Raw genomic sequence first — 21719 nt, 5'->3', positions numbered from 1 at the left:
CCTCACACGGCGGTGCGCGGCCGGGTGAGAACACCGTTACGGACGGGCAACGGACGGGGCACGGTCGCGAAACCGCCCGTCCGTAGCGTCGTCAGCACCGTCCCGGGGCCTCTCCTCGCTCTCGTCGGACCCCGCGGACGGTGACCGATCCGCCCCGACGCCCCCAGGAGCCCGCCGTGACCGGACCTCAGACCGATCCCGCCCCCGCCCCGGCCCCCGGCGCGCCCCGGCACCTCGTCGTCGTCGGCGGCGGCATGGTGGCGCAGCGGCTCGTCGAGGCGCTGCGCGCGCGCGACGTCGACGGCGCGTGGCGCGTCTCGCTCTTCGCCGAGGAGCCGCGCAAGCCGTACGACCGCGTCGCGCTGACGAGCTACTTCTCGGCGCGCGACGCCGAGGAGCTCACGCTCGGCGACCCGGCCCTGTGGGACGACCCGCTGGTCACGCTGCACCGCGACTGCGCGGTGACGTCGATCGACCGCGAGGCCCGGACCGTCACCGACCGGCTCGGGCGCGTGCACGCCTACGACGAGCTCGTCCTCGCGACCGGTTCGAACGCCGCGCGCCCCCCGATCCCCGGCAACGAGCTGCCCGGTGTGTTCGTCTACCGCACGATCGACGACGTCGCGGCCCTGCGCGGCTGGGTCGAGGAGAAGCGGCGCCACGCCACGACCGAGGGTGGCTGGGAGCGCCCGGTGCGCGGCGCCGTCATCGGCGGCGGCCTCCTGGGCCTCGAGGCCGCGGGAGCGCTCAAGGCCCTCGGCGCGCAGGCCACGGTCGTCCAGTTCGGCACGCACCTGATGGACGCGCAGATCGACCTGGGCGGCGGCGAGGCCCTCAAGCGCCTCATCAACGACATGGGCATCGCGGTCCGGTGCAGCACCGGGACCAAGGAGATGAAGGTCTCCCGCAAGACCGGGCACGTGGGCCGGCTCGACTTCGCCGACGGCGGGCGGCTCGACGTGGACGTCGTCGTCATGGCGACGGGTGTGCGGCCGCGCGACGAGCTCGCGCGCGCAGCGGGGCTGGCGGTCGGCGAGCGCGGCGGGGCGGTCGTGGACCTCGCGTGCCGCACCGAGGACCCGCACGTGTGGGCGATCGGCGAGGTCGCGTGCATCGAGGGCCGCTGCATCGGCCTCGTCGCGCCGGGCTACGCCATGGCGGAGGTCGTCGCGGACCGCCTGCTGGGCGGCGGGGCCACGTTCCCCGGTGCGGACACCGCCACCAAGCTCAAGCTCCAGGGCGTCGACGTCGCGAGCTTCGGCGACGCGTTCGGCCGGACCGAGGGTGCGATGGAGCTCGTCTGGGCCGACCCGGTCGCGGGCGTCTACAAGAAGCTCGTCCTCTCCGACGACGCGCGCACGCTCCTGGGCGGCGTGTTCGTGGGCGACGCCGCGCCGTACGCGTCGCTGCGGCCGATGCTCGGCACGGAGCTCCCCGGCGACCCGGGGCTGTTCCTGCTCCCCGAGGGGTCCGGGGGCGGGGCGCCGAGCCTGGAGCTGCCCGACGACGCCACGGTCTGCTCGTGCAACAACGTCAGCGCGGGCACGATCCGCGGCGCGGTCACCGAGCACGGGTGCACCGACCTCGCGGGCGTCAAAGCGTGCACGCGCGCGGGGACCAGCTGCGGGTCGTGCCTGCCGCTCGTCAAGAAGATCACCACGACCGAGCTCGCCCGGGCCGGTGTCGAGGTCTCGAACGCGCTGTGCGAGCACTTCGACCTCTCTCGCGCGCAGCTCTTCGACGCCGTGCGCGTCGCGGACCTCCACACGTTCAGCGAGATCGTCGGGCGGTTCGGCCGGGTGCCCGAGCCGGTCACCGACACGCAGGGCGCGGTGCTGGTGCGCGACGCCGGGCGCGGCTGCGACATCTGCAAGCCCACGATCGCGTCGATCCTCGCCTCGCTCGGCAACGGGCACATCCTCGACGGCGAGCAGGCGACGCTCCAGGACACCAACGACCACGTCATGGCGAACATGCAGAAGGACGGCACGTACTCCGTCGTCCCGCGCATCCCCGGCGGCGAGATCACGCCCGACGGTCTGCTCGTCATCGGCCAGGTCGCCAAGGACTTCGGGCTCTACACGAAGATCACGGGCGGCCAGCGCATCGACATGTTCGGCGCGCGCATCGAGCAGCTCCCGCACATCTGGCGCCGGCTCGTCGAGCACGGGTTCGAGTCCGGGCACGCGTACGGCAAGTCGCTGCGGACCGTGAAGTCGTGCGTCGGGTCCACGTGGTGCCGGTTCGGCGTGCAGGACTCGGTGGGCATGGCGGTCGAGCTCGAGCTCCGGTACCGCGGCCTGCGCTCCCCGCACAAGCTCAAGCTCGGCGTCTCCGGGTGCGCGCGCGAGTGCGCCGAGGCACGCGGCAAGGACGTCGGCGTCATCGCGACGGACAAGGGCTGGAACGTGTACGTCGGCGGCAACGGCGGGTTCACGCCCCGGCACGCGCAGCTCCTCGCCGAGGACCTGGACGACGAGGCGCTCGTCCGCACCATCGACCGCTTCCTCATGTACTACGTCCGCACGGCCGACCGCCTGCAGCGCACGGCGGCGTGGGTCGAGGACTACGAGGGCGGCCTCGACGCGATCCGCGAGGTGGTCGTCGAGGACTCGCTCGGCCTCGGCGCCGACCTCGACGCCGCGATGGCCCGCCACGTCGGCGACTACGAGGACGAGTGGCGCGCGGTCCTCGAGGACCCGGAGAAGCTGCGCCGCTTCGGCTCGTTCGTCAACGCGCCCGCCGAGCCCGACCCCGACCTCGCGTACGTCACCGAGCGCGGCCAGATCCGGCCCGCGACGGCGGACGAGCGCGCCGCCCTCGACGAGGCCCGCGCCGCGGGTCTCGCCACCGTCCCCGCCGGCCCCGTGGTGATCGCCGGCACGACCCTGGAGGTCCGTCGATGAGCGTCGTGTCAGCAGAGCAGGCCGTGCACCCCGGGGAGACGGCGACGTCGGACGCGGCGGGGTGGGAGCGCGTGTGCCTCCTGCGCGACCTCCTCGTCGAGCGCGGCGCCGCCGCCCTCGTGGGCGGGGTGCAGGTCGCGCTGTTCCGCCTCCCCGACGACACAGTGCGCGTCGTGCAGCAGCGCGACCCGTACTCGGGCGCGAACGTCATGTCACGCGGCATCGTCGGAACGCGCGGGGGCGTGCCCACGGTCGCCGGGCCCATGTACAAGCAGGTCTTCGACCTCGCGACCGGCCGGTGCCTCGAGGCCGCCGGGTACGTGCCCGTCCAGGGCCTCGCCCCGGACCTGGTGACGTGGCCCGTCGAGGTGCGCGACGGCGTCGTGCACGTGGGTGCGCGGCCGCGCGTCCTGGCCGAGGCCGGTGCCGGCACAGAGGCCGCGGACGGTGCGCCGTGACCACGCTCCTGGGCCTCGACCTCGCCGGGCGCACGGTCCTCGTCGCGGGTGGCGGCCCCGTCGCCGCCCGCCGCGCCCGGGCGATGGCCGACGACGGCGCGCACGTCCGTGTCGTCGCGCCGCAGGTCTGCGAGGACCTGCGCGACCTCGTCGCCGCACTCGGCGGAGGGGGAGTCACCTGGGTGCCGCGCGAGGTCCGTGAGTCGGACGTCGAGGACGCGTGGCTCGTGCTCGCGGCGACGGACGACTCGGGGACCAACCGCGACGTCGCGGCGTGGGCCGCCGCGCGCCGCACCTGGTGCGTCAACGCCGGGGCCGCCCACGAGGGCACCGCGCGCACGCCTGCGACGACCCACAGCGGCGACGTGCTCGTCGGGGTCGTCACGGACGTCCCCCCGACCCGTCCGTCGGCGGACGGCCGCGCTCGGGCGCGACGAGCGGCCGACGGCTCGGTCGAGCGGAGCGGCGCGGACCCGCGGCGGGCGCGTGCGGTGCGCGACGCGATCGCCGAGCACCTGCGCTCCGGCGGGGCCGACCAGCGGCGCCGCCGTCCGGCGTCCGGCGGGCTCGGGAGCGTGACGCTCGTCGGCGGGGGACCGGGCGCCGTCGACCTGCTCACCGTCCGGGGCCGTCGGGCGCTCGCGGAGGCGGACGTCGTCGTCGCGGACCGGCTCGGACCCGTCGACGTGCTCGACGAGCTCGCGCCCGGCGTCGAGGTGGTCGACGTCGGCAAGACGCCCGGGAGCCACCCCGTGCCGCAGCACGAGATCAACGCGATCCTCGTGGAGCAGGCGCGGCGCGGCCGGCGCGTCGTGCGGCTCAAGGGCGGGGACCCGTTCGTCTACGGGCGCGGCGGCGAGGAGGTCGTCGCGTGCCGGGAGGCGGGCGTGCCGGTGGACGTCGTGCCGGGCGTGTCCAGCGCGCTGAGCGTGCCGGCGCTCGCGGGCATCCCGCTCACGCACCGGGGGACGGTCGCGGCGTTCCACGTGACCAGCGGGCACGACGGGCTCGACGCGGCCGCGCTCGCCGGGGTGCGCGACCGCACGGCTACGCTGGTGGTCCTCATGGGTGTCTCGCAGCTCGCACGCATCACGGCCCAGGCCCTCGGCGCCGGGGCCGACCCCGCGCTGCCCGTCGCGATCGTGGAGAGCGGCTCGACGCCGCGCCAGCGCGTCACGCGGGCGCCGCTCGGCGAGGTCGTCGAGCGCGCCGCCCAGGTCGGGGTCCGGGCCCCGGCGATCATCGTGGTGGGCGACGTCGCCGCCGAGGGACGGCTCGACCCGGCGACGGTCGCGTGACCGGCACCGGCAGCACCGAGATCGACCCGCCCGTCGCGACGTCGACCCACGGAGGGCCGATCTCGGACGCTCGGGTCGGTCTCGCGTCCGTCCCCGACGTCGATCGCCCCGCCCTCGGCCAGGTCATGGCCGGGTGCACCGTGCTCGTCACGGCCGACCGCCGCAAGAGCGAGCTCGCCGCCGCCCTGCAGCGCAGAGGTGCCGAGGTCCGCCACGCGCCCGCGCTGAGCATGATCCCGCACGCCGACGACGAGCACCTCCTCGCGGGGACGCGCGACCTCGTCGAGCACCCGCCTGACGTCGTCGTCGTCACCACGGGCATCGGCTTCCGCTCCTGGGTCGAGGCCGCGGACGCGCACGGCCTCGCCGACCGCCTGCTCGAGGTGCTCGCCGACGCGCGGATCGTCGCGCGCGGGCCCAAGGCGCGCGGCGCGATCCAGGCCGCCGGTCTCACCGCCGACTGGGTCGCCGAGTCCGAGACGTCCGCGGAGATCGCCGACGTGCTGCTCGGCGAGGGCGTCGCCGGGCTGCGCATCGCCGTCCAGCACCACGGCGCCGGTGCCGACGGCCTCGACGTCGTGTTCGCGGAGGCGGGCGCCGAGGTCGCGAGCCTCGTCGTCTATCGTTGGGGGCCGCCGCCCGACCCCGAGGCGCTGCGTGCGTCCGTCGAGGCCGCGGCCGTCGGGGAGATCGACGCCGTCGTGTTCACCTCTGCCCCCGGCGCCGAGGCGTGGCTGAGCGCCGCGGAGGAGCACGGCGTGGGCCGCCTCGTCGTGTCGCGGTTCCAGGACGGGTCCATGGTCGCGGCAGCCGTCGGGCCGATCACCGCGAAGCCGCTCGAGCACCGCGGCGTCACGCCGCTCCAACCCGAGCGCGGACGCCTCGGCGCGCTCGTGCGGACGCTCGTCGCACACTACGAGCAGGCCGAGACCGTCGCGCTCGCGACCGTCGCCGGCGCGCTCCAGATCCGCTCGCGCGTCGCCGTGCTCGACGGCGACGTGCTGCCCCTCTCGCCCAGCAGCCTCGAGGTGCTGCGCCTCCTCGCCGCGCGCCGTGGCGAGGTCGTCACGCGCGACGACGTCCTCGACGTCCTTCCCGGCGACTCGCGCGACCCGCACGCCGCCGAGGTCGCCGTCGCCCGCCTGCGCGAGGCGACCGGTCGGCGCGACCTCGTCAAGACCGTCGTCAAGCGCGGATACCGATTGGAGCTCGCATGAGCGCGGAGATCTTGGCCTTCCCCTCGGGAGCGTCGTCCGACCCCTCGGGGGCGGCGTCGTCCGACCCCGGGCCGGAGGCTGCCGACGGCGGGAGGTCCGGAGCCGCGCCCGTGCTGGTCGGCTGCTCGCACGGCACGAACGACCTCACGGGTCGCGACGTGATCCGCGCGCTGCTCGACGACGTCCGCGCGGCGCGGCCCGACCTCGACGTGCGGGAGGCGTTCGTCGACGTGCAGCAGCCCGAGGTCGCGGACGTCGTGACGTCGGTCGTCGCCCCGGCCGCAGCGACGGACGACCCGGACGGCTCCGCGCACCCCGGGGACGCCGTCGTCGTGCCGCTGCTGCTCTCCGGCGGGTTCCACGTGAGCGTCGACGTCGCGGCGGCGGTCAAGGACCGCGGCCCCGGCGCCGGTCGCGCCGCCGCGTCGACCCCGCTCGGTCCGGACCCCCGCCTCGTGGACCTGCTCGCCGACCGGCTGGCCGACGTCGGCCTGCGTGCGGACGACGCCGTCGTGATCGCCGCCGCCGGGTCGAGCCGCCCGGGTGCCGCGCGCGACGTCGAGGAGCTCGCCGCGGGCCTGCGCGAGCGCGTGCCCGGCCCGGTGACGGTCGGCTACGGCGCGATGGCCAAGCCCTCCGTGCCCGACGCCGTCGCCGCCGCCCGCGCCGATCTCGCCCCGGGCGGACGCGTCGTCGTCGCGGCCTACCTCCTCGCGCCGGGCTTCTTCTACGACCGCGTCCTCGAGGCGGGCGGCGACGTCGTCACCGCCCCGCTCGCCCCCGACCCGCGCCTCACCGCGATCGTCCTCGACCGCTACGCCACTGCCGCGGCCACCCTCGCCCCGCCGAGGTGACCCCGGGCCCGCCCGCGGGAGAAGCGGGGTCCTACCTCGCCGGTGTCGGTCGGGTGCGCGGCGCGACGAGGAACGCCGTGAGCGCGACCGCCGCGGTGATCCCGAAGCACACGACGTACGCGCCGAGGCCGAGCGCGTCGCGCAGGGACCACAGCAGGGAGCCGGTGATCGCGAGCGCGACGGCGGCGGCCAGGGCGTTCGCGACCTGGAGGGCGGAGCTGTTGGCACCCTCTTCGTGCATCGCGGACAGCTCCAGGGTGAGGACCGAGACCGTGGGGCTGACGAAGCCCATGCCCGTGCCGGCGACGGTCCAGGCGAGCATGCCGACGATCGTCGGTACGCCGGGCAGGGCCAGCAGCGTGACGGCACCGACGCCGAGGGTGATGAGCGCCGTCCCGAGCCGGACGTACGCGACGTGCGGCCAGGCCCAGCGCGCGTGCCCGCGCACCCACGCGGCGGCGGACCACCCGACCGCCCCGAACGTCAGCACCGCGCCTGCCGCGGCGGGGGACAGGCCGCGCTCGTGCGAGAGGAGGAGCGGCAGGAGGACCTCGGTCCCCGTGAAGGCCGCACCGATGAGGGCGCCGATCGCGATCACCGCGGGCAGGCCCGACGCCGCACGGGGGGTCCCGCGCGGGAGCAGGCGGGGGACGGCAGCGGCGATCACCCCGAGCGCGACGACGAGGAGGACGGGGAGCAACGGCCCCTCGTGCTGGCCCGCGACGTGCAGCAGCCCGACCCCTGCCGCCGCGCAGATCGCCCACCACAGGGGCGCGCGACCGGTCGCCCGGGCGGAGGGCGCGGCGTCGGTCGCCTCCCGGGGTGCGCGCGCCGCGGACACGGCCCGCAACCCGGGCCACATGAGGGCGAGGGCGGGGAGGGCGAGGACCGGCACGGCGAGGAAGACCCAGCGCCAGCCTGCGTGCTGCACGACGAGCCCCGCGATCGCGGGGCCGACGATCGACGGGACCATCCACGCCGCGGCGAACGCGGCGAAGACGCGGGGCCGTCGGTCCTCGGGGTAGACGCGCGCGACGAGGACGTACAGCGCCACGAGGTAGGTCCCGGAGCCGAGACCCTGGAGCACGCGCCCGGCGACGAACACCTCCATGCTGGGCGCGAGCCCCGCGACGAGCAGGCCGACGAGGAACAGGCCGACGCCGGTGAGCAGGGGCGCCGTCGGCCCCGACCGGTCGCCCCAGCGACCGCCGACGACCATCCCGACCACGCTCGCCGCGATCGTGCCGGCGAAGGCGACGGCGTACAGGGACAGGCCGTCGAGCGCGGACGCGACCGTGGGCATGGCGGTCGCGACGGCGAGCGCCTCGAACGCCCCGAGGAGCACGAGCGCGAACATCCCGGACATGACGACGCGCTGGGTCGCGGCCGGCAGCGTGGCGGGACGTTCGCCGGCGCCGGGGAGTCCGTCGGCGCGCGGCGTCGCGGGCTCCGGTCCGGGCGCGGGCGCGTCCGCGTCGTACGTGGCGGCGGGCACCGAGGCGGGGGTGCGCGTCATACGAGCACGACCTTCCCGGTCGTCGCGCGCTCCTCGAGCTCGCGGTGCGCCCGGGCGGCCTCCGCGAGGGGCACCTGGTGCGTGACGACGTGCCAGGTCCCGTCCGCGGCGAGGGCGAGCGCGCGCTCCTGGAGGGTGAAGAGGTCGCCCCACGGGCGGGCCTGAGGCCCGACGGCCCACCGCACCTCGGGGCCGCCGTCGCCGGGGTCGTCCGCCGCGCGGTTGCGCTCGCCCGACGACCACCCGAAGAGCACGAGCCGTCCGCCCGGCGCGACGAGACTCGCCGCGGCCGTCCCCGGGTCACCGCCCACGCCGTCGAGCAGGACGGTCGCACCGCCGGGGGCGTGCTGCCGGACGGCGGCCCGCGCGTCGTCGAGCCAGCCCTCGGCCCGGTAGTCGATCACCACGAGCCGATCGGCGTGCGCCTCCCCGGCGAGCGAGCGCACGAGCGCGACCTTCTCCGGGCCGCCCGCGAGCGCGACGACCCGCGCCCCGGCCGCGAGCGCGCTCTGCACGAGGAGCGTGCCGAGCCCGCCGGCCGCGGCGGTGACGAGCACGGTGTCGGTCGCGTCGAGCTCGGCGAGGTCGAGGATGCCGACGGCGGTGCGGCCGGTCCCGATCATCGCGATCGCGTCGGGCGCGGTGACGTGGTCGGGGACGCGGTGCAGCGCCTCGACCGGCACGACGGCCAGGCGCGCGTACCCGCCGCCGTCGGGGGTGGCGCCGAGGTGGGCCGCGACGCGGCGGCCGCGCCACGCGGCGTCGACCCCCGGCCCGACGGCGGCCACGACCCCGGCGACCTCGCGCCCGGGGATGGTCGGGAGCACGGGGAGCGGCAGGGGGCCGCCCGCGGCCTCGCCCCGGCGCAGGGTCGTGTCGAGCAGGTGCACACCGTGCGCGCGCACGGCGACGAGCACCTGGCCCGGCCCGGGGACGGGGTCGGGGACCTGGTCGAGGACGAGGTTCTCGGGCGGTCCGAACGCGTGCAGGCGGATGGCGTCCACGGGTGCTCCTCAGGGGCTGGGGGCCGCGCCGGGGCGGCGGCACGCGACCCGGTCGGGCGCGCCCTGCTAGTCTCGAACCTCAACATTTGTTGAGGTCAAGCACCCCGCCGCGCGTCCTCGTCGCGGCCGTCCGGCGAGGAGCCCGCGTGCCCGACGTCGTCCCGTCCCCGAGCGACGAGCTCACCGTCGGCCAGCTCGCCGCGCGCAGCGGCGTCGCCGTGTCCGCGCTGCACTTCTACGAGCGCGAGGGGCTCATCGCGAGCCGCCGGACCCCAGGGAACCAGCGGCGCTTCGCGCGCGAGACGCTGCGCCGGGTCGCGTTCGTGCGCGCGTCCCAGCGCGTCGGCATCCCGCTCGCGCGCATCCGCGCCGCGCTCGCGACGCTGCCCGGCGACCGGACGCCCACCGCCAAGGACTGGCACCGCCTCTCGGCCGGGTGGCACGCCGACCTCGACGCGCGCATCGAACAGCTCACGCGCCTGCGTGACCACCTCACCGACTGCATCGGTTGCGGGTGCCTGTCGCTGCGCCGGTGCGTGCTCGTCAACCCGCACGACGCGCTCGCCGACGAGGGGCCCGGCCCGCGGACCCTGCTCGTGGAGGGGATCGAGGACTGAGCGGGAGTCAGTTCGGCGCGAGCAACGACCCGAAGCTCGTGCGGCGGCGCAGCCCGAACCCCAGCCGCTCGTACACGCCGATCGCGCCGACGTTCTCGGCCGCGGCGTGCAGGAACGCGCGGTCGCCCCGCTCCTGCACGTGGAACGCGACGTCGCGCACGAGGCGCGAGGCGAGGCCACGTCCCCGGTGCGCGGGGTCGGTCGTGACGGCGCTGATCTCCGTCCAGCCCGTGGGGTGCAGGCGCTCGCCCGCCATCGCGACGAGCCGGCCGGCGTCGTCCCGGAACCCGACGTAGCGCCCGAGCAGGTAGGTGCGGGCCTCGAACGGCCCGGGGCGGCCGCGCTCCACGAGCGTGAGCATGTCCGGCACGTCGGCCGCGCCGAGCACGACCGCCTCCGGGTCGGGCCGGGTGACCAGGCGCTCGGTCTCGACGAGCTGGACCCCTTCGACACGGGCCTCGAGCGTCCAGCCCTCCGGCAGCTCGACGCCCTCGGGCGGCGCGGAGAAGCGGCCGCCCGGCCCGACGAGCGCGGCGATCGCGTCCCACACCCCGGGCTCGTCCCACGAGCGCACGCCCGTGATGGGCGAGACGTCGGCCGGGTAGCGGCGCGCGAGGTCGTCGCCCTCGGCGAGGTGCGCGTGGGCGCCGGTGAGGGCGCTCCACGACGGGTTGTCCAGGGCGGCGTCGTCGACGCCGGTGGCGTCGGTCTGCGTGCTCGTCGCGGTCATCGTGCTCCTCCTCGCCCGGTCGCCCGGGTGCGTGCCGTCGTCACGGTCGTGCGGCCGTGCGTGCCCTTGGGCGCGAACGCTCGCGGGCGCGTGCCTCTTCCACGTGCGCTCAGCCCTCCCACCGGTCCCGGTGGACGACCTCCGCGAGGGGCCGTCGACGCGGCTCGGACCAGCGCCCGCGCGCCGGGTAGCCGAGCGGGACCAGGCCCATCGTCAACGCGTCGTCGGGCAGGCCGAGCAGCGTGGCGACGTCGGTCTCGCGGACCGTGTGGAAGGTCGTGAGCGTCGTCCCGATCCCGTAGGCGCGCGCGGCGAGCACGAGGTTCTGCACCGCGCCGTAGATCGAGGCGCCGAGCCGGGGGTCCGACGAGCCCGCCGCGTTCCGCAGCACCGGCACGACCCACACCGGCGCCTCCTCCAGATGCAGGGCCAGGTGCTCGACGGCGCGGAAGCCCGCGTCGCTCACGCCCGCGTCGTCGGTCGCGGCCCCGAGGACGGCGTCGCGGCGGTCCCCGTACGCGGCGCGCCAGCCCTCGCGGTACCACTCGGCGATCTGCGCCTTGGTCGCGGGGTCCCGCACGACGACCCACGCCCACTGCTGGCGGTTGCCCCCGCTGGGGCCGCGGACCGCGGCGTCGAGGATCGCGTCGAGCACGTCGTCCGGCACCGGCTCCGGCGAGAGGTACCGACGCGACGGCGTGGAGTGGAGCGCTCGAAGGATGGACAGATCCTCAGGTGTGGTCACGGTCGCCGAGGGTACGGGCTACCATCCGGCGCGTTCGCGGGTCCCGGCCGCCGTCTCGCAGGGTGGTCACACCCGTGGCGCGTCCTGACCCACAGACCGCACGCGCTGACCTTCGCACCCGGCCCCGAGGGCGGGCTCACCGCGGTCGAGGCCGGGTGCCTTCGCGGCGGAGTGGACCGAGCGCGTCGGCCTCGTGGCCGTCGTCGACCCCGTGCACGCCGAGCCGTTCCACCTGTCCAACCAGCTCTCCAGCCTCGACCGCGTCTCCCGCGGGCGGGCAGGATGGTGGCTCGACGTGGTCGACGACGCCGCGCACGCGCGAGCGCACGGCAGCGCTCACCAGTTCTTGGTGCCGCTCCCGCTGCCGTCGCCCGGGTCGGTGCCGGTGCCGGGCTGGTCGCCGTAGAGGTCGCGGTACTCCTGCTCGAGGCGCTCCTGCTCGTCGCGCGCCTCGGAGCCCTGCTCCTCGAGCTCCTCCTGGCGCTGCTGCTCCTCGCGCTCGGCCTGGCTCTGCTGGTCCTCGCCCTCGGAGCCCTCTCCGCCCGAGGCCTCGGACTGCTCGTCGCCCTCCGAGCCCTCACCCTCCGGGGTGTCGCCGCCGCCCTGGTTCTCCGGCTGGGACTCCTGCGCCTGCTGCTGCTTGTCCTGGAGGCGCTGCTGCGCGGCCTCGTCCTGCTGCTCCTGCTCGGGGGTCTGCTCGGACTCCCCGCAGTCGGGCCAGCCCCGGATCTGCTCGGCGGTCGCGTACTCCTGCTCCGCGTACTCGTACCAGTCCTGGACGTCCTGGCGCAGCTCCTCCGGGTCGGGCTCCTCGCTCCCGTCGCCGTACGGGTCGAGGACCTCCTCGTCGTACGGCAACCCCGCGTCGCGGGCGGCGATCGCCTCCTCGACGAGCGCGAGCTCCGCCGCCTTGCCGTCCGCGTACGCCATGTCGCCGTCGCCCTGGATCTCGTACGCGAGCGACAGGTTCGTCTGGATCATGCAGCGTTCCTCGGGGCTCTCGTGCTCCGCGAGGTCGTACGCGCGGTCCAGGGACGTGATCGCGTCGTACAGCGCCCACGAGTCCTCGGACCGGGCGAGGGCCGTCCCGTGGTTGTAGTGCGCCTTCCACGGCTCGACGATGTTGAGGACCCGCTGGATCCCGTAGTAGTCGGCCGCGGTCGTCGCGTCCCCGCCGTCGTAGCGGTCCTTGCCCGTCGCCGCGATCGGGGCGAGGAGCGCCAGCTTGACCCCGAGGACGAGGAGCGCGAGCACCACGGGCAGCGTGCCGAGGAGCCACCACGTGCGCCGGCGCAGACGTGCGGCACGCAGCGCGGCGACCCCCGTGGGGCGGGGCTTGCGCGTGCTGGTCGGCGGTGTCGGGGGCGGGGTCCAGGTCATCGGCGCGCCTCCGCCCGGCCCGCCGTGGGCGTGCCCGGCGCCGGCCGGTCGCCGTCGCCCTTCCCGTCCGGTTCCCCGGCACCCAGGCCGGGCGCCGGTCCGCCGCTCGCCGACGGCCGGGCGGTCGCCGGGAGCACGAGCGAGCGGCTGGCCGAGCGCGACCAGAACCACGCCTCGAGGCCGAGCAGCGCGACGAGCGCCAGCGCGAACGGCCAGACGACGGGTCGGTACGCCGTGACGTCGCGTCGTCCGTCGGCCGCGACCTGCTGCGGGTCGACGCCCGCGACGAGCGACGCCGTCTCCGACGGCTCCTGCCGGTGCACGTACGGCACGCCGAGCTGGTCCGCGAGCGCGGTGAGCGACTCCTCGTCGAGCACGGAGAGCGCCTCGACCGGCTCGCCGTCCTGGCTCGGCTGCGACCAGTCGATGATGTACTCCGCGTCCTCGGGGTCCACGTCGGGGTCGTACTCCTTCATGCGCCCGCCCTCGGCGGTGCCGTAGCCGAGCACCGCGCCGCCGTCGACGAGCGGGGCCAGCTCGGCGAGGGAGCGCGGCTCGCCCTCCGCCGTCTGCTCCCCGTCGGTGAGGAAGAAGACGAGGCGCACGTTCGCCGGATGCTGCTCCGCGGACCCCTGGAGCGCGGACCGCAGCTCGTCGAGGGGCCGGTCCGTGAGCGATCCCTGCGAGTACCGCGTGATCTCGCGGTGGAACGTGTCGGCCCACGACGTGATCGCGCGCGCGTCCGTCGTCAGGGGGAGCTGGCGCGAGGCCTGCGAGTCGAACGAGATGATCGAGTAGCGGGCGCCCGGGATCGCCTCGGTGAGGCTCGCGATGTCATGTCGCACGCCGTCGAGCCGCTCCTGGCCGCCCTCGGGCCCGTAGTCCTCGGCCGCCATCGAGCCCGTGCGGTCGACGACGAAGAACATGTCGACGTTCGCGACCGACGTGTCGCGGTCCGTCGACGCGACCGACGGCGCGAGCCCGATGATCCCGAGCAGCACGACCGCACCGGCGCGGCGCAGCCAGGCCGCGCGCGGGGCGCCCGGTCGCGCGGCGCCGTCGGGCCCGGGGCGTCCGGCCACGACGGCCTGCCACACGGCGAGGCCGAGCAGCGGCAGGACGAGCAGCGCGAGCGCCCAGAGGGGCACGAGCGGCTGGAGCGTCAGTCCGGCGAGGTTCATCGGCCCGTCACTCCTTCACCCGCCACGCGACGACGAGCAGCAGCGCGACGCCGAGGACCGCGACGAGGAACCAGCCCGCGGGCCGGTCCGTGACGATCACCTCGGGCGACGCGTCGAGCTCGACGGCCTGCTGCGCGACGACGTCGTCGACCATGCCCTGCACCGCGGCCGGGTCGTCGGCGAGGAAGTAGAGCCCGCCGCCGTCCTCGACCGTGCTGCGGTACTCGCTCTCCTCGGGAGTGCCCTCGTAGCGCTGCGACCCGCCGAAGATCCCGTGCAGCGTGATGTCGCGCGACGCGACGAGGTCGGCCGCCTGGGGGAGCGTGTAGATCGGCTCGCCGGAGACGTAGTTGTCGGTCGCGAGGATGATCGAGCGCGAGCGCTCGGTGCCCTCCGCGTCGAACTGGAGCGCGCAGCTCGCGAGCCCGTCGCCGATGAGGCTCGCCCCGGAGAGGTTCGCCGTCGTCCCGGCGGTGAACTGCGCGTACTCGAGGATCTCCGCGTCGTCCGACCCGCCCGTGTAGTCGAACGTGGCCGGGTCCTTGTCGAGCGCGTCGATCCCCGCCTGGAGCTCCTCCCGCACGAGCGTGTAGTCGTCCGTGAGGGGAAAGACCGTGCGCGACGAGGAGTTGAAGATCGACAGCGCGATCCGCTCGCCCTCGAAGTTGTCCACGAGCTCCTGGAACACCTTGAGCACCGCGCCGTCGTACTCGATCATCGAGCCCGACACGTCCAGGCACAGCACGATGTCGCGCGTGCCGAGCCGGTCGACGACGACGTCCGTCTCGACCGGCCGCGCCGCGACCGCGCCCGCGCCGACGACCGCGACGAGCAGCCCCGCGGCCGTGAGCCCCTGGAGCACGCGGTAGCGCCGCACCCACGCGGCGAACGCCGGCACGCGCGCGAGGTAGTCGGAGTTCGCGACCCAGAGCAGGTCGGCGTCGGCGTCGCGCGCCCGGCGGCGCCGGGCGAGCCACCAGGCGACCGCGCCCGCGGCGAGGACGGCGACGACGAGCGCGCCCCACAGCCACGGCCACAGGATGGAAGCGCCCTGCGGCCCGGGGACGACGGCGGTGCTCGTCGCGAGCGCGTGCCTCACCATCCGCGCACCACCGATCGCGCGCGGTCGATCGAGTCCTCGGCGTCGGTCGCCCGGGCCGCGGGGTCGTTGTCGTGGTCCGCGAACGACGGCCGGTAGTACCGCGCGATGAGCTGGGTGAGGCGGCCGGCCTCGCCGATCTGCTGGATCTCCGAGAGCGTCATGGACGACGCGTCCTGACCCAGCCTGCCGGTCGCGAAGCCGCGCATCTCGGCCGAGAGCGCGAGGTGCAGCCCGCGCTCGTCGAGCTCGCCCGCGCGGAACCGCTCGGCGACGGCATCGAGCCGCTGCTCGTACTCGGCGCGCAGCGACGCGTACGGGTCGTACGGGCCCGTGGGGAGCAGGGGCGCGGGCGGCGGCGCGGCCTTTTCCGCCGCGCTCGCGCGCGTCAGCCAGACGACCAGGAACACGACGGCGGCCGCCGCGAGGATCAGCACGATCCCCAGGACGGTCCACCACCCCGAGTAGCCCACGGGGTCGACGAGCTCATCGACGGGCACGCTTCTGCCTCCCCAGGAGCTCGACGAACCGCTGCACCACGTCGTCCGACCCCTCGACGAGCACGCCCTCGACCTGGAGGGTGCGCAGCCGCTCCGCGACCTCGGCCCGCCGCGCGGCGAGGGCCTGGGCCGCGGGCTCGGCGAGCGCGGCCCGCCCGCGCAGGAACGCCGGCAGGCGCAGCGTCCCGTCGACGTCCGCGACCTCCCCGGTGGCGTGCGGCCCCGCGCCCGCACCGACGGGGGACAGGTCTGCCACCTGGACGACCATGACCTCGTGGCGCACGCGCAACGACCGCAGGAGCTGCTCGTGCTCGGCCCCGGGCCGCGCCTCGTCGGTCACGACCACGACCAGCGAGCGGCGCCGGAACGCGGACCTCGCGCGGTCGAGCGGGCGTGAGAGGTCGCTCGCGGGGGCGTCAGGCCGCCACAGGTCCTCCACCGTGCGCAGCAGCACCTCGAGGTCCTGCGTGCTCGCGCGGGGCGGGAGCTGGACCAGCCGCCGGGCGTCTCCCGCGACGAGCGCGACCCGGTCGCCGCGGTCGCGCGCGAGGTACGCGACGAGCGCGCAGCAGAAGCTCGCGACCTCAGCCTTGGTCTCGCCGCTCGGGGCGGTCGCGCCCATCGTGCGGCCGGTGTCGACGACGAGCACGAGGTTGAGGTTCGACTCGCGCACGAACCGGCGGATGATCGGGAGGCCCGCGCGCGCCGACGACTTCCAGTCGATGTCGCCGACGTCCTCGCCGGGCGCGTACAGGTGCAGGTCGTCGAAGTCCTGGCCGTGCCCCTTGAACACCGACCGGTGCCGTCCCTCGAGCAGGCCGGACGCCCGGCGCGCGACCGGGAGGTCGAGCCGGGCCCGGACCTGGGCGAGACGGGAGACGTCGGGCACGTGGTGCTCTCTCGAGAAGGTGAGGGGGTCGCTCAGGGCGTCGGGACGGCGTCGAACACCGCGTCCACGAGCTGCTCCGGCGGCACGTTGTTCGCGAGCGCGTCGAACGTGCGCACCAGGCGGTGGCGCAGCACCGAGTAGCGCACGGCCTTGATGTCGTCCGGGATGACGTACGCGCGGCCCGCGAGGATCGCGAGCGCCTGGCCCACGCGCATGAGCGCGATGCCGCCGCGCGGGGACGCGCCCACGCGCACGTGGCGGTCGAGGCCGGGGATCGGGCGCGGGCCGGAGAGGCGCGTCGTGTTGATGAGGTCGACGACGTACCGCTTGATCGAGTCGTCCACGTACACGTCGTCGACCAGGCCGCGCAGGAAGCGGACGTCGTCGAGCGAGATCGGCTGGGCGGTGAGGGGCTGCGTCATCTGCCCGGTCGCGATGCGCTGGAGGATCTCGAGCTCCTGCGGCGGCGTCGGGTAGGTGAGCACCTCCTTCATGAGGAAGCGGTCCATCTGGGCCTCGGGCAGCACGTACGTGCCCTCCTCCTCGATGGGGTTCTGCGTCGCGAGCACCATGAACGGGTCCGGGAGCGCGAAGTTCTCCCCACCGATCGACGTCTGCTTCTCCTGCATCGCCTCGAGCATCGCCGACTGCGTCTTGGCGGACGAGCGGTTGATCTCGTCGAGCAGCACGACGTTGGCGTGCACCGGGCCGAGCTGGGTCGTGAACTCGCCGGTCGCGTAGTTGAAGATCTGCGTGCCGACGATGTCGTTCGGCATGAGGTCGGGCGTGCACTGGATGCGGTGGAACGACCCGTCGACCGCCGCGGCGAGCGTCTGGGCCGCCGTCGTCTTGGCGAGCCCCGGCACGGACTCGAGCAGGATGTGGCCGCCCGCGAGGAGCGAGCTGACGAGCGCGGTGCGCAGCGCGTCCTGGCCGACGACGCGCTGGTCGAAGACCTGGCCGACGCGCTTGAGCAGGTGGCTCGCGCGGTCGAGGTCCTGCGTCGAGATGCTGCCGTGCCCTGCGGCCATCGATCGTCCTCCGGGTCGTGCGTGGGTCGTGCGGGTGTGGTCCCGTGCGCGGCCGGAAGGGTGGACGGAGCGTCGCGAGCCCCCGGCGAACCCGGCCCAGTATGCCAGCGCGACCCCCACCGGACCGGGCGTCGTCCACAGGTCCGGGTGGGGAGAGGTCCCCACCCGGCGGGTGCGTCGCGGACGGCACGGGCATGTCGGGAATGTCGTGCGGGCGCCGCGGGGTTGGGCTGTCATGAGCACCGACGCCGTCGGCACGACCGACGCCAGAGCCGCCGCCACCTCTCCCGACGTCGCCGCCGGGCTCGGGGAGCCCGCGCTCCTCGACCTCGTCGCCGCTCGTCACCAGGGCGTCCTGGCGACCGTCAAGAAGGACGGCCGACCACAGCTCTCCAACGTGCTGTACGCGTGGGACGCGGAAGCGGGCGTCGCACGCGTCTCCGTCACGGCGGACCGCGCCAAGACCCGCAACGCCGCGCGCGACCCGCGCGTCTCGCTCCAGGTGAGCGCCGAGGACTTCTGGAGCTACGCCGTCGTCGAGGGCGACGCCGAGCTGGGCGCGGTCGCGCTGGACCCGCACGACGCCGCCGCCGACGAGCTCGTCGAGACGTTCCGCGCCGCGTCCGGGAGCGAGCACCCCGACTGGGAGGAGTTCCGGCGCGCGATGGTCGCCGACCGTCGGCAGGTGCTGCGCGTGCGCGCGACGCGGGTCTACGGGATGGCCCGGCTCCCGCAGCCGTGACCCGGTGAGGCCGTCGACGCGGTCGTGACGCCGTGGCCGTGAGGTCGATCGGACGCGTCTCCGGCTGCCGGTCCACCCCTGTGACCGGGTCGTCCACAGGCGATGACCGGAGGGGTCCGCGCGCTCGATACCCTGGTGCGGTGACCACGACTGCCCTGCGCCGCGCGCCGTCGGACGCCCGACCCGCGAACCCGTGGTGGCTCGTCCTCGCCGGTCCGTTCGCCGTCGTCGTCGCCGTCGTGGCGGTGCTCGCCGCCGGCGCGTTCTCGGCCGCGTTCACCGTGCCCGCCGGCTTCCCCGACCCGGGCGCGCTCGCGCGTCTCGGCACCCCCGTCGTGACGGTCCTCACCGAGCTCGCCGTCGCGCTGACGCTCGGCTCGCTCGTCCTCGCGGCGTGCGTGCTGCCCGCCGGGACGCCGGTCCGCAAGGCGCTCGGTGTCGCGGGCGCGTCGGCGGCGACGTGGGCCGTCCTGTCGGTCGTGCAGGTCGTGCTGCGCTACTCCTCGATCTCGAGCACGCCCATCACGGGCCCGACCTTCGGCGACCAGCTCGGCCTGTTCGTCTCGCAGGTCAGCCTCGGGCGCAACTACCTCGCGATCATCGTCGTCGCGGCGCTGACGTCCGCCGCCGCGCTCGCGGTGCGCGGCGCGACGGGCGCGATGTGGACGGCCGCGCTCGCGCTCGTCGCGATCGCGATGCAGGCCAACACGGGGCACGCCGCGGGCGCGGTGAGCCACGAGCTCGCCGTCTCCTCGATGTTCCTCCACCTCGCCGGTGCAGCCCTGTGGGTCGGCGGCCTGGGGACGCTCGCCGTCGTGCGCGTGCGCGGCGGGCTGGGACGCGCGGACTTCGCGGCGTCCGTCGCGCGGTACTCCGCGATCGCGCTGTGGTGCTACGTCGCCGTCGCCGTCTCGGGGATCGCGAACGCGAGCATCCGCGTCGACACGCTCGCGGGCCTCACCACCGACTACGGCATCCTCCTCCTCACCAAGCTCGCGCTCCTGCTCGTCCTGGGGGCCGTCGGGTTCGCGCACCGCGAGCTCGTCGTGCGGCGGCTCGCCGGCCCGACGGCGGTCGCTCGGCCGGGCGCCGACCGTGCCTCGTCGACGGGCTCCTCGAAGCCCGCGGCGAAGGTCTCGTCGAACGGCTCGTCGAGCAAGGCGGCGACGTCGTCGTCCACCGGCGCGAAGGGCGCCGCCGCGGAGGGCACGCGCTGGCTGTTCTGGCGCCTCGTCGCGGTCGAGCTCGCGATCATGGGCGCGGTGTCCGGCGTCGCCGTCGCGCTCGGGTCGACCGCGCCGCCCGTGCCGCAGGAGGAGCCGCTCGACACCTCCGCCGCGTACCAGGTGACGGGGCACGCGCTGCCGCCGGAGCCGACGCTCGCGCGCTGGTTCACCGAGTGGCGCTGGGACCTGCTGCCCGCGTTCGCGTGCGTCGCGGCGCTCGTCGTCTACCTGCGCTGGGTGCGTCGCCTCGCGAAGCGCGGCGACTCCTGGTCGGTGGGCCGCACGGTCTCGTGGTGCATCGGCATCCTCATCCTCTTCTGGGTGACCTCGGGCGGGCCGGCCATGTACGGGCACGTGCTGTTCAGCGCGCACATGGTGCAGCACATGATCCTGGCCATGGTCGTGCCGATCTTCCTCGTGCTCGCGGCGCCCGTGACGCTGCTCCTGCGTGCGGTCCCGCCGCGCAAGGACGGGTCGCGCGGGCCGCGCGAGTGGGTGCTCGCGATCGTGACGTCGCGCGTGGGCCAGTTCTTCGCCAACCCGATCGTCGCCGCGGTGAACTTCGCCGGCTCGATGATCGTCTTCTACTACACGCCTGCGTTCGAGTACGCCCTGACGACGTACGCCGGGCACCTCGCGATGCTCGCGCACTTCACGCTCGCGGGGTACCTGTTCGCCAACGCGCTCGTCGGGATCGACCCCGGCCCGCACCGGCCGCCCTACCCGCAGCGCCTGCTCCTGCTCTTCGCGACCATGGCGTTCCACGCGTTCTTCGGTGTCGCGCTGACGTCGGGCGAGGTGCTGCTCGTGCCCGAGTGGTTCGGCCTGCTCGGCCGCGAGTGGGGCCCGAGCGCCATCGCCGACCAGCAGCGCGGCGGCGGCGTCGCCTGGGGCGTCGGCGAGCTCCCGACGCTGATCCTCGCGATCGTCGTCGCGGTCATGTGGACGCGCTCCGACGAGCGCGAGGCCAAACGTCGTGACCGCCAGGCCGACCGCGACGGCGACGCCGAGCTCCAGGAGTACAACGCCATGCTCGCGGAGATGTCGAAGCGCGACGACTGACCCACCACCCCCTCCCCGCCGAACACGACATGAGGGTCGTTATGAAGCCCATAACGACCCTCATGTCGTGTTCGGGGGCGGGTCGTGTCGTGTTCGGCGGCGTACGCCCGGCGCGGCAGGAGCCGCTCCGCCTCCCGCCGCGGGTTCAGACCGTCCACAGACCGCGGTTCCCACGGTCTCGTCCACAGGTGTCGCAGCGACCGCTGCGGCCGACCCGCCTGACCTGCTCCGATCGATGCATGCGCACCGTGACCGCAGTCCCGCCCGAGCTCCTCACCCTCGCCAGCGCGCAGGAGGGACTGCTCTCCGCGCAGCAGTGCGACGAGCACGGCGTCGGCTCGCACCGCCGCTCTCGTCTCGTGCGCCAAGGCCGCTGGCAGAAGGTCACCCACGCGGTCCTCGACACGATCGTCGCCCCGCTTCGTGATCGAGACGGTCCACGCCGGCATGAGCACCTGCGGCGCCGGGCCGCTTGGCTCGGGCTGCTCGCCTACGGCCCGGAGGCGATCGCAGTCGGGCCGTGTGCACTGGTGCTCCTCGGGGTGGAGGGCGTACGCATGGACGTGAGGCCTGAGGTGGCGCTCCCCGGGGCGTGCGCCGGGCGGTCCCGCGACGGCATCCTGCTGCGGCAGTTCGACGACGGCATGACCGTCACGCAGATCGAGGGCAGGTGGGTCGCGACGCCCGACTGGGCGCTGGCGCAGGCCGTGCCGGAGATGGGCAGGATGCGAGCCATCGCCGCGATGGACAGCGCACGGCACCGCGAGATCGTGAGCGCTGAAGGGCTCGCGCACGCGCACGACCTGGCGCGCGGTCGGCGCGGCGTCGCACGGACGCACGCCTGGTGGGCGCAGTCCGACGGCCGCGCCGAGTCTCCGCTCGAGACGTTCGCACGGCTCGACTGCACGGATGCCGGCATCGCGCCCGACGACCTCCAGGTAGAGGTGGTCGACGACGGTCGGTTCCTCGGGCGCGGCGACCTCGGCTGGCGGTTGCCCGGCGGCCGGTGGCTGATCGCCGAGCTCGACGGCGTCGACGTTCATAGCGAGCCGGCTGCGCTCCTGCGGGACCGAGCCCGTCAGAACGACCTCGTCGCGTGCGGGGCAGTGGACCTGCTGCGCTTCACCGGACGTGACGTCACGCCCCCAGGGTCGCCGCGCCCCGGCCGTCTGGTCACCGACGTGCGTCGGCACCTGGCCCGAGCACGACATCACCCGCCGTCGAGCACGACATGAGGGCTGTTATGGGCCCGATAACGACCCTC

19 protein-coding genes are annotated in these 21719 nt (G+C 75.2%); 9 read left to right on the top strand and 10 right to left on the bottom strand.

The features are described from left to right. Window positions 1-176: 176 nt before the first annotated feature. The 5 genes from nirB (at window position 177) to AC6CH9_RS03245 (ending at window position 6733) form a co-directional block, all read left to right on the top strand. The gene (nirB, locus tag AC6CH9_RS03265) at window positions 177-2906 is read left to right on the top strand and encodes a nitrite reductase large subunit NirB (protein WP_498153626.1); all 2730 of its coding nucleotides are present in this window, start codon (window positions 177-179) and stop codon (window positions 2904-2906) included. Next, the gene (nirD, locus tag AC6CH9_RS03260; protein WP_498153625.1) at window positions 2903-3364 is read left to right on the top strand and encodes a nitrite reductase small subunit NirD; all 462 of its coding nucleotides are present in this window, start codon (window positions 2903-2905) and stop codon (window positions 3362-3364) included. The genes nirB and nirD overlap by 4 nt, the downstream gene beginning before the upstream one ends. Beyond that, the gene (gene cobA, locus AC6CH9_RS03255; RefSeq protein WP_498153624.1) at window positions 3361-4662 is read left to right on the top strand and encodes a uroporphyrinogen-III C-methyltransferase; all 1302 of its coding nucleotides are present in this window, start codon (window positions 3361-3363) and stop codon (window positions 4660-4662) included. The genes nirD and cobA overlap by 4 nt, the downstream gene beginning before the upstream one ends. 125 nt (window positions 4663-4787) lie before the next feature. Further along, complete coding sequence (locus AC6CH9_RS03250) at window positions 4788-5879, top strand: uroporphyrinogen-III synthase (RefSeq protein ID WP_498153707.1); 1092 nt, start codon at window positions 4788-4790, stop codon at window positions 5877-5879. Further along, window positions 5876-6733 carry a sirohydrochlorin chelatase gene (locus tag AC6CH9_RS03245; RefSeq protein WP_498153623.1) on the top strand — a complete coding sequence of 286 codons (858 nt, stop codon included), beginning with the start codon at window positions 5876-5878 and terminating at the stop codon, window positions 6731-6733. Before AC6CH9_RS03250 ends, AC6CH9_RS03245 begins: the two co-directional genes overlap by 4 nt. A gap of 31 nt (window positions 6734-6764) precedes the next feature. Here the strand turns inward: AC6CH9_RS03245 and AC6CH9_RS03240 are convergent, their stop codons facing one another. Continuing rightward, complete coding sequence (locus tag AC6CH9_RS03240) at window positions 6765-8249, bottom strand: MFS transporter (RefSeq protein ID WP_498153622.1); 1485 nt, start codon at window positions 8247-8249, stop codon at window positions 6765-6767. Continuing rightward, window positions 8246-9253, bottom strand: coding sequence for a zinc-binding dehydrogenase (locus AC6CH9_RS03235; RefSeq protein ID WP_498153621.1), 1008 nt, complete (start codon window positions 9251-9253; stop codon window positions 8246-8248). Before AC6CH9_RS03235 ends, AC6CH9_RS03240 begins: the two co-directional genes overlap by 4 nt. A gap of 146 nt (window positions 9254-9399) precedes the next feature. Between AC6CH9_RS03235 and soxR the strand changes: the two genes are divergently transcribed. Next, window positions 9400-9870, top strand: a complete 471-nt coding sequence (soxR, locus tag AC6CH9_RS03230) for a redox-sensitive transcriptional activator SoxR (RefSeq protein ID WP_498153620.1) — start codon at window positions 9400-9402, stop codon at window positions 9868-9870. Between the two features lie 7 nt (window positions 9871-9877). Here the strand turns inward: soxR and AC6CH9_RS03225 are convergent, their stop codons facing one another. From AC6CH9_RS03225 to AC6CH9_RS03190, 8 genes are all read right to left on the bottom strand, one after another. Next, entirely contained in the window at window positions 9878-10600 is a 723-nt protein-coding gene (locus tag AC6CH9_RS03225; protein ID WP_498153619.1) for a GNAT family N-acetyltransferase, read from the bottom strand. 109 nt (window positions 10601-10709) lie between these two features. Beyond that, the gene (locus AC6CH9_RS03220; RefSeq protein WP_498153618.1) at window positions 10710-11345 is read right to left on the bottom strand and encodes a nitroreductase family protein; all 636 of its coding nucleotides are present in this window, start codon (window positions 11343-11345) and stop codon (window positions 10710-10712) included. 336 nt (window positions 11346-11681) lie between these two features. Then, the gene (locus AC6CH9_RS03215; RefSeq protein WP_498153617.1) at window positions 11682-12725 is read right to left on the bottom strand and encodes a hypothetical protein; all 1044 of its coding nucleotides are present in this window, start codon (window positions 12723-12725) and stop codon (window positions 11682-11684) included. After that, window positions 12722-13906 carry a vWA domain-containing protein gene (locus tag AC6CH9_RS03210; RefSeq protein ID WP_498153616.1) on the bottom strand — a complete coding sequence of 395 codons (1185 nt, stop codon included), beginning with the start codon at window positions 13904-13906 and terminating at the stop codon, window positions 12722-12724. The genes AC6CH9_RS03215 and AC6CH9_RS03210 overlap by 4 nt, the downstream gene beginning before the upstream one ends. A gap of 7 nt (window positions 13907-13913) precedes the next feature. After that, window positions 13914-15008 (bottom strand): vWA domain-containing protein, encoded by a 1095-nt coding sequence (locus AC6CH9_RS03205; RefSeq protein ID WP_498153615.1) that lies wholly within the window; start codon window positions 15006-15008, stop codon window positions 13914-13916. Next, window positions 15002-15505, bottom strand: a complete 504-nt coding sequence (locus tag AC6CH9_RS03200; RefSeq protein WP_498153614.1) for a hypothetical protein — start codon at window positions 15503-15505, stop codon at window positions 15002-15004. Before AC6CH9_RS03200 ends, AC6CH9_RS03205 begins: the two co-directional genes overlap by 7 nt. Then, window positions 15492-16394, bottom strand: a complete 903-nt coding sequence (locus AC6CH9_RS03195; RefSeq protein ID WP_498153613.1) for a DUF58 domain-containing protein — start codon at window positions 16392-16394, stop codon at window positions 15492-15494. The genes AC6CH9_RS03200 and AC6CH9_RS03195 overlap by 14 nt, the downstream gene beginning before the upstream one ends. A 32-nt stretch (window positions 16395-16426) precedes the next feature. Beyond that, complete coding sequence (locus AC6CH9_RS03190; protein WP_047231854.1) at window positions 16427-17425, bottom strand: AAA family ATPase; 999 nt, start codon at window positions 17423-17425, stop codon at window positions 16427-16429. A gap of 235 nt (window positions 17426-17660) precedes the next feature. Between AC6CH9_RS03190 and AC6CH9_RS03185 the strand changes: the two genes are divergently transcribed. The 3 genes from AC6CH9_RS03185 (at window position 17661) to AC6CH9_RS03175 (ending at window position 21690) form a co-directional block, all read left to right on the top strand. Further along, on the top strand, window positions 17661-18167 hold the full coding sequence (locus AC6CH9_RS03185) for a PPOX class F420-dependent oxidoreductase (protein ID WP_498153612.1): 507 nt from the start codon (window positions 17661-17663) through the stop codon (window positions 18165-18167). 140 nt (window positions 18168-18307) lie between these two features. After that, a complete protein-coding gene (locus tag AC6CH9_RS03180) occupies window positions 18308-20455 on the top strand; it encodes a bifunctional copper resistance protein CopD/cytochrome c oxidase assembly protein (protein ID WP_498153611.1) in 2148 nt (715 codons plus the stop codon). Between the two features lie 239 nt (window positions 20456-20694). Next, window positions 20695-21690 carry a putative endonuclease domain-containing protein gene (locus AC6CH9_RS03175; protein WP_498153610.1) on the top strand — a complete coding sequence of 332 codons (996 nt, stop codon included), beginning with the start codon at window positions 20695-20697 and terminating at the stop codon, window positions 21688-21690. Window positions 21691-21719 lie beyond the last annotated feature (29 nt).

This window comes from Cellulosimicrobium sp. GQ32, from assembly GCF_059758455.1.
Note: the sequence above shows the minus strand (reverse complement) of the source record. Positions and strands in the feature narration are given on the sequence as shown.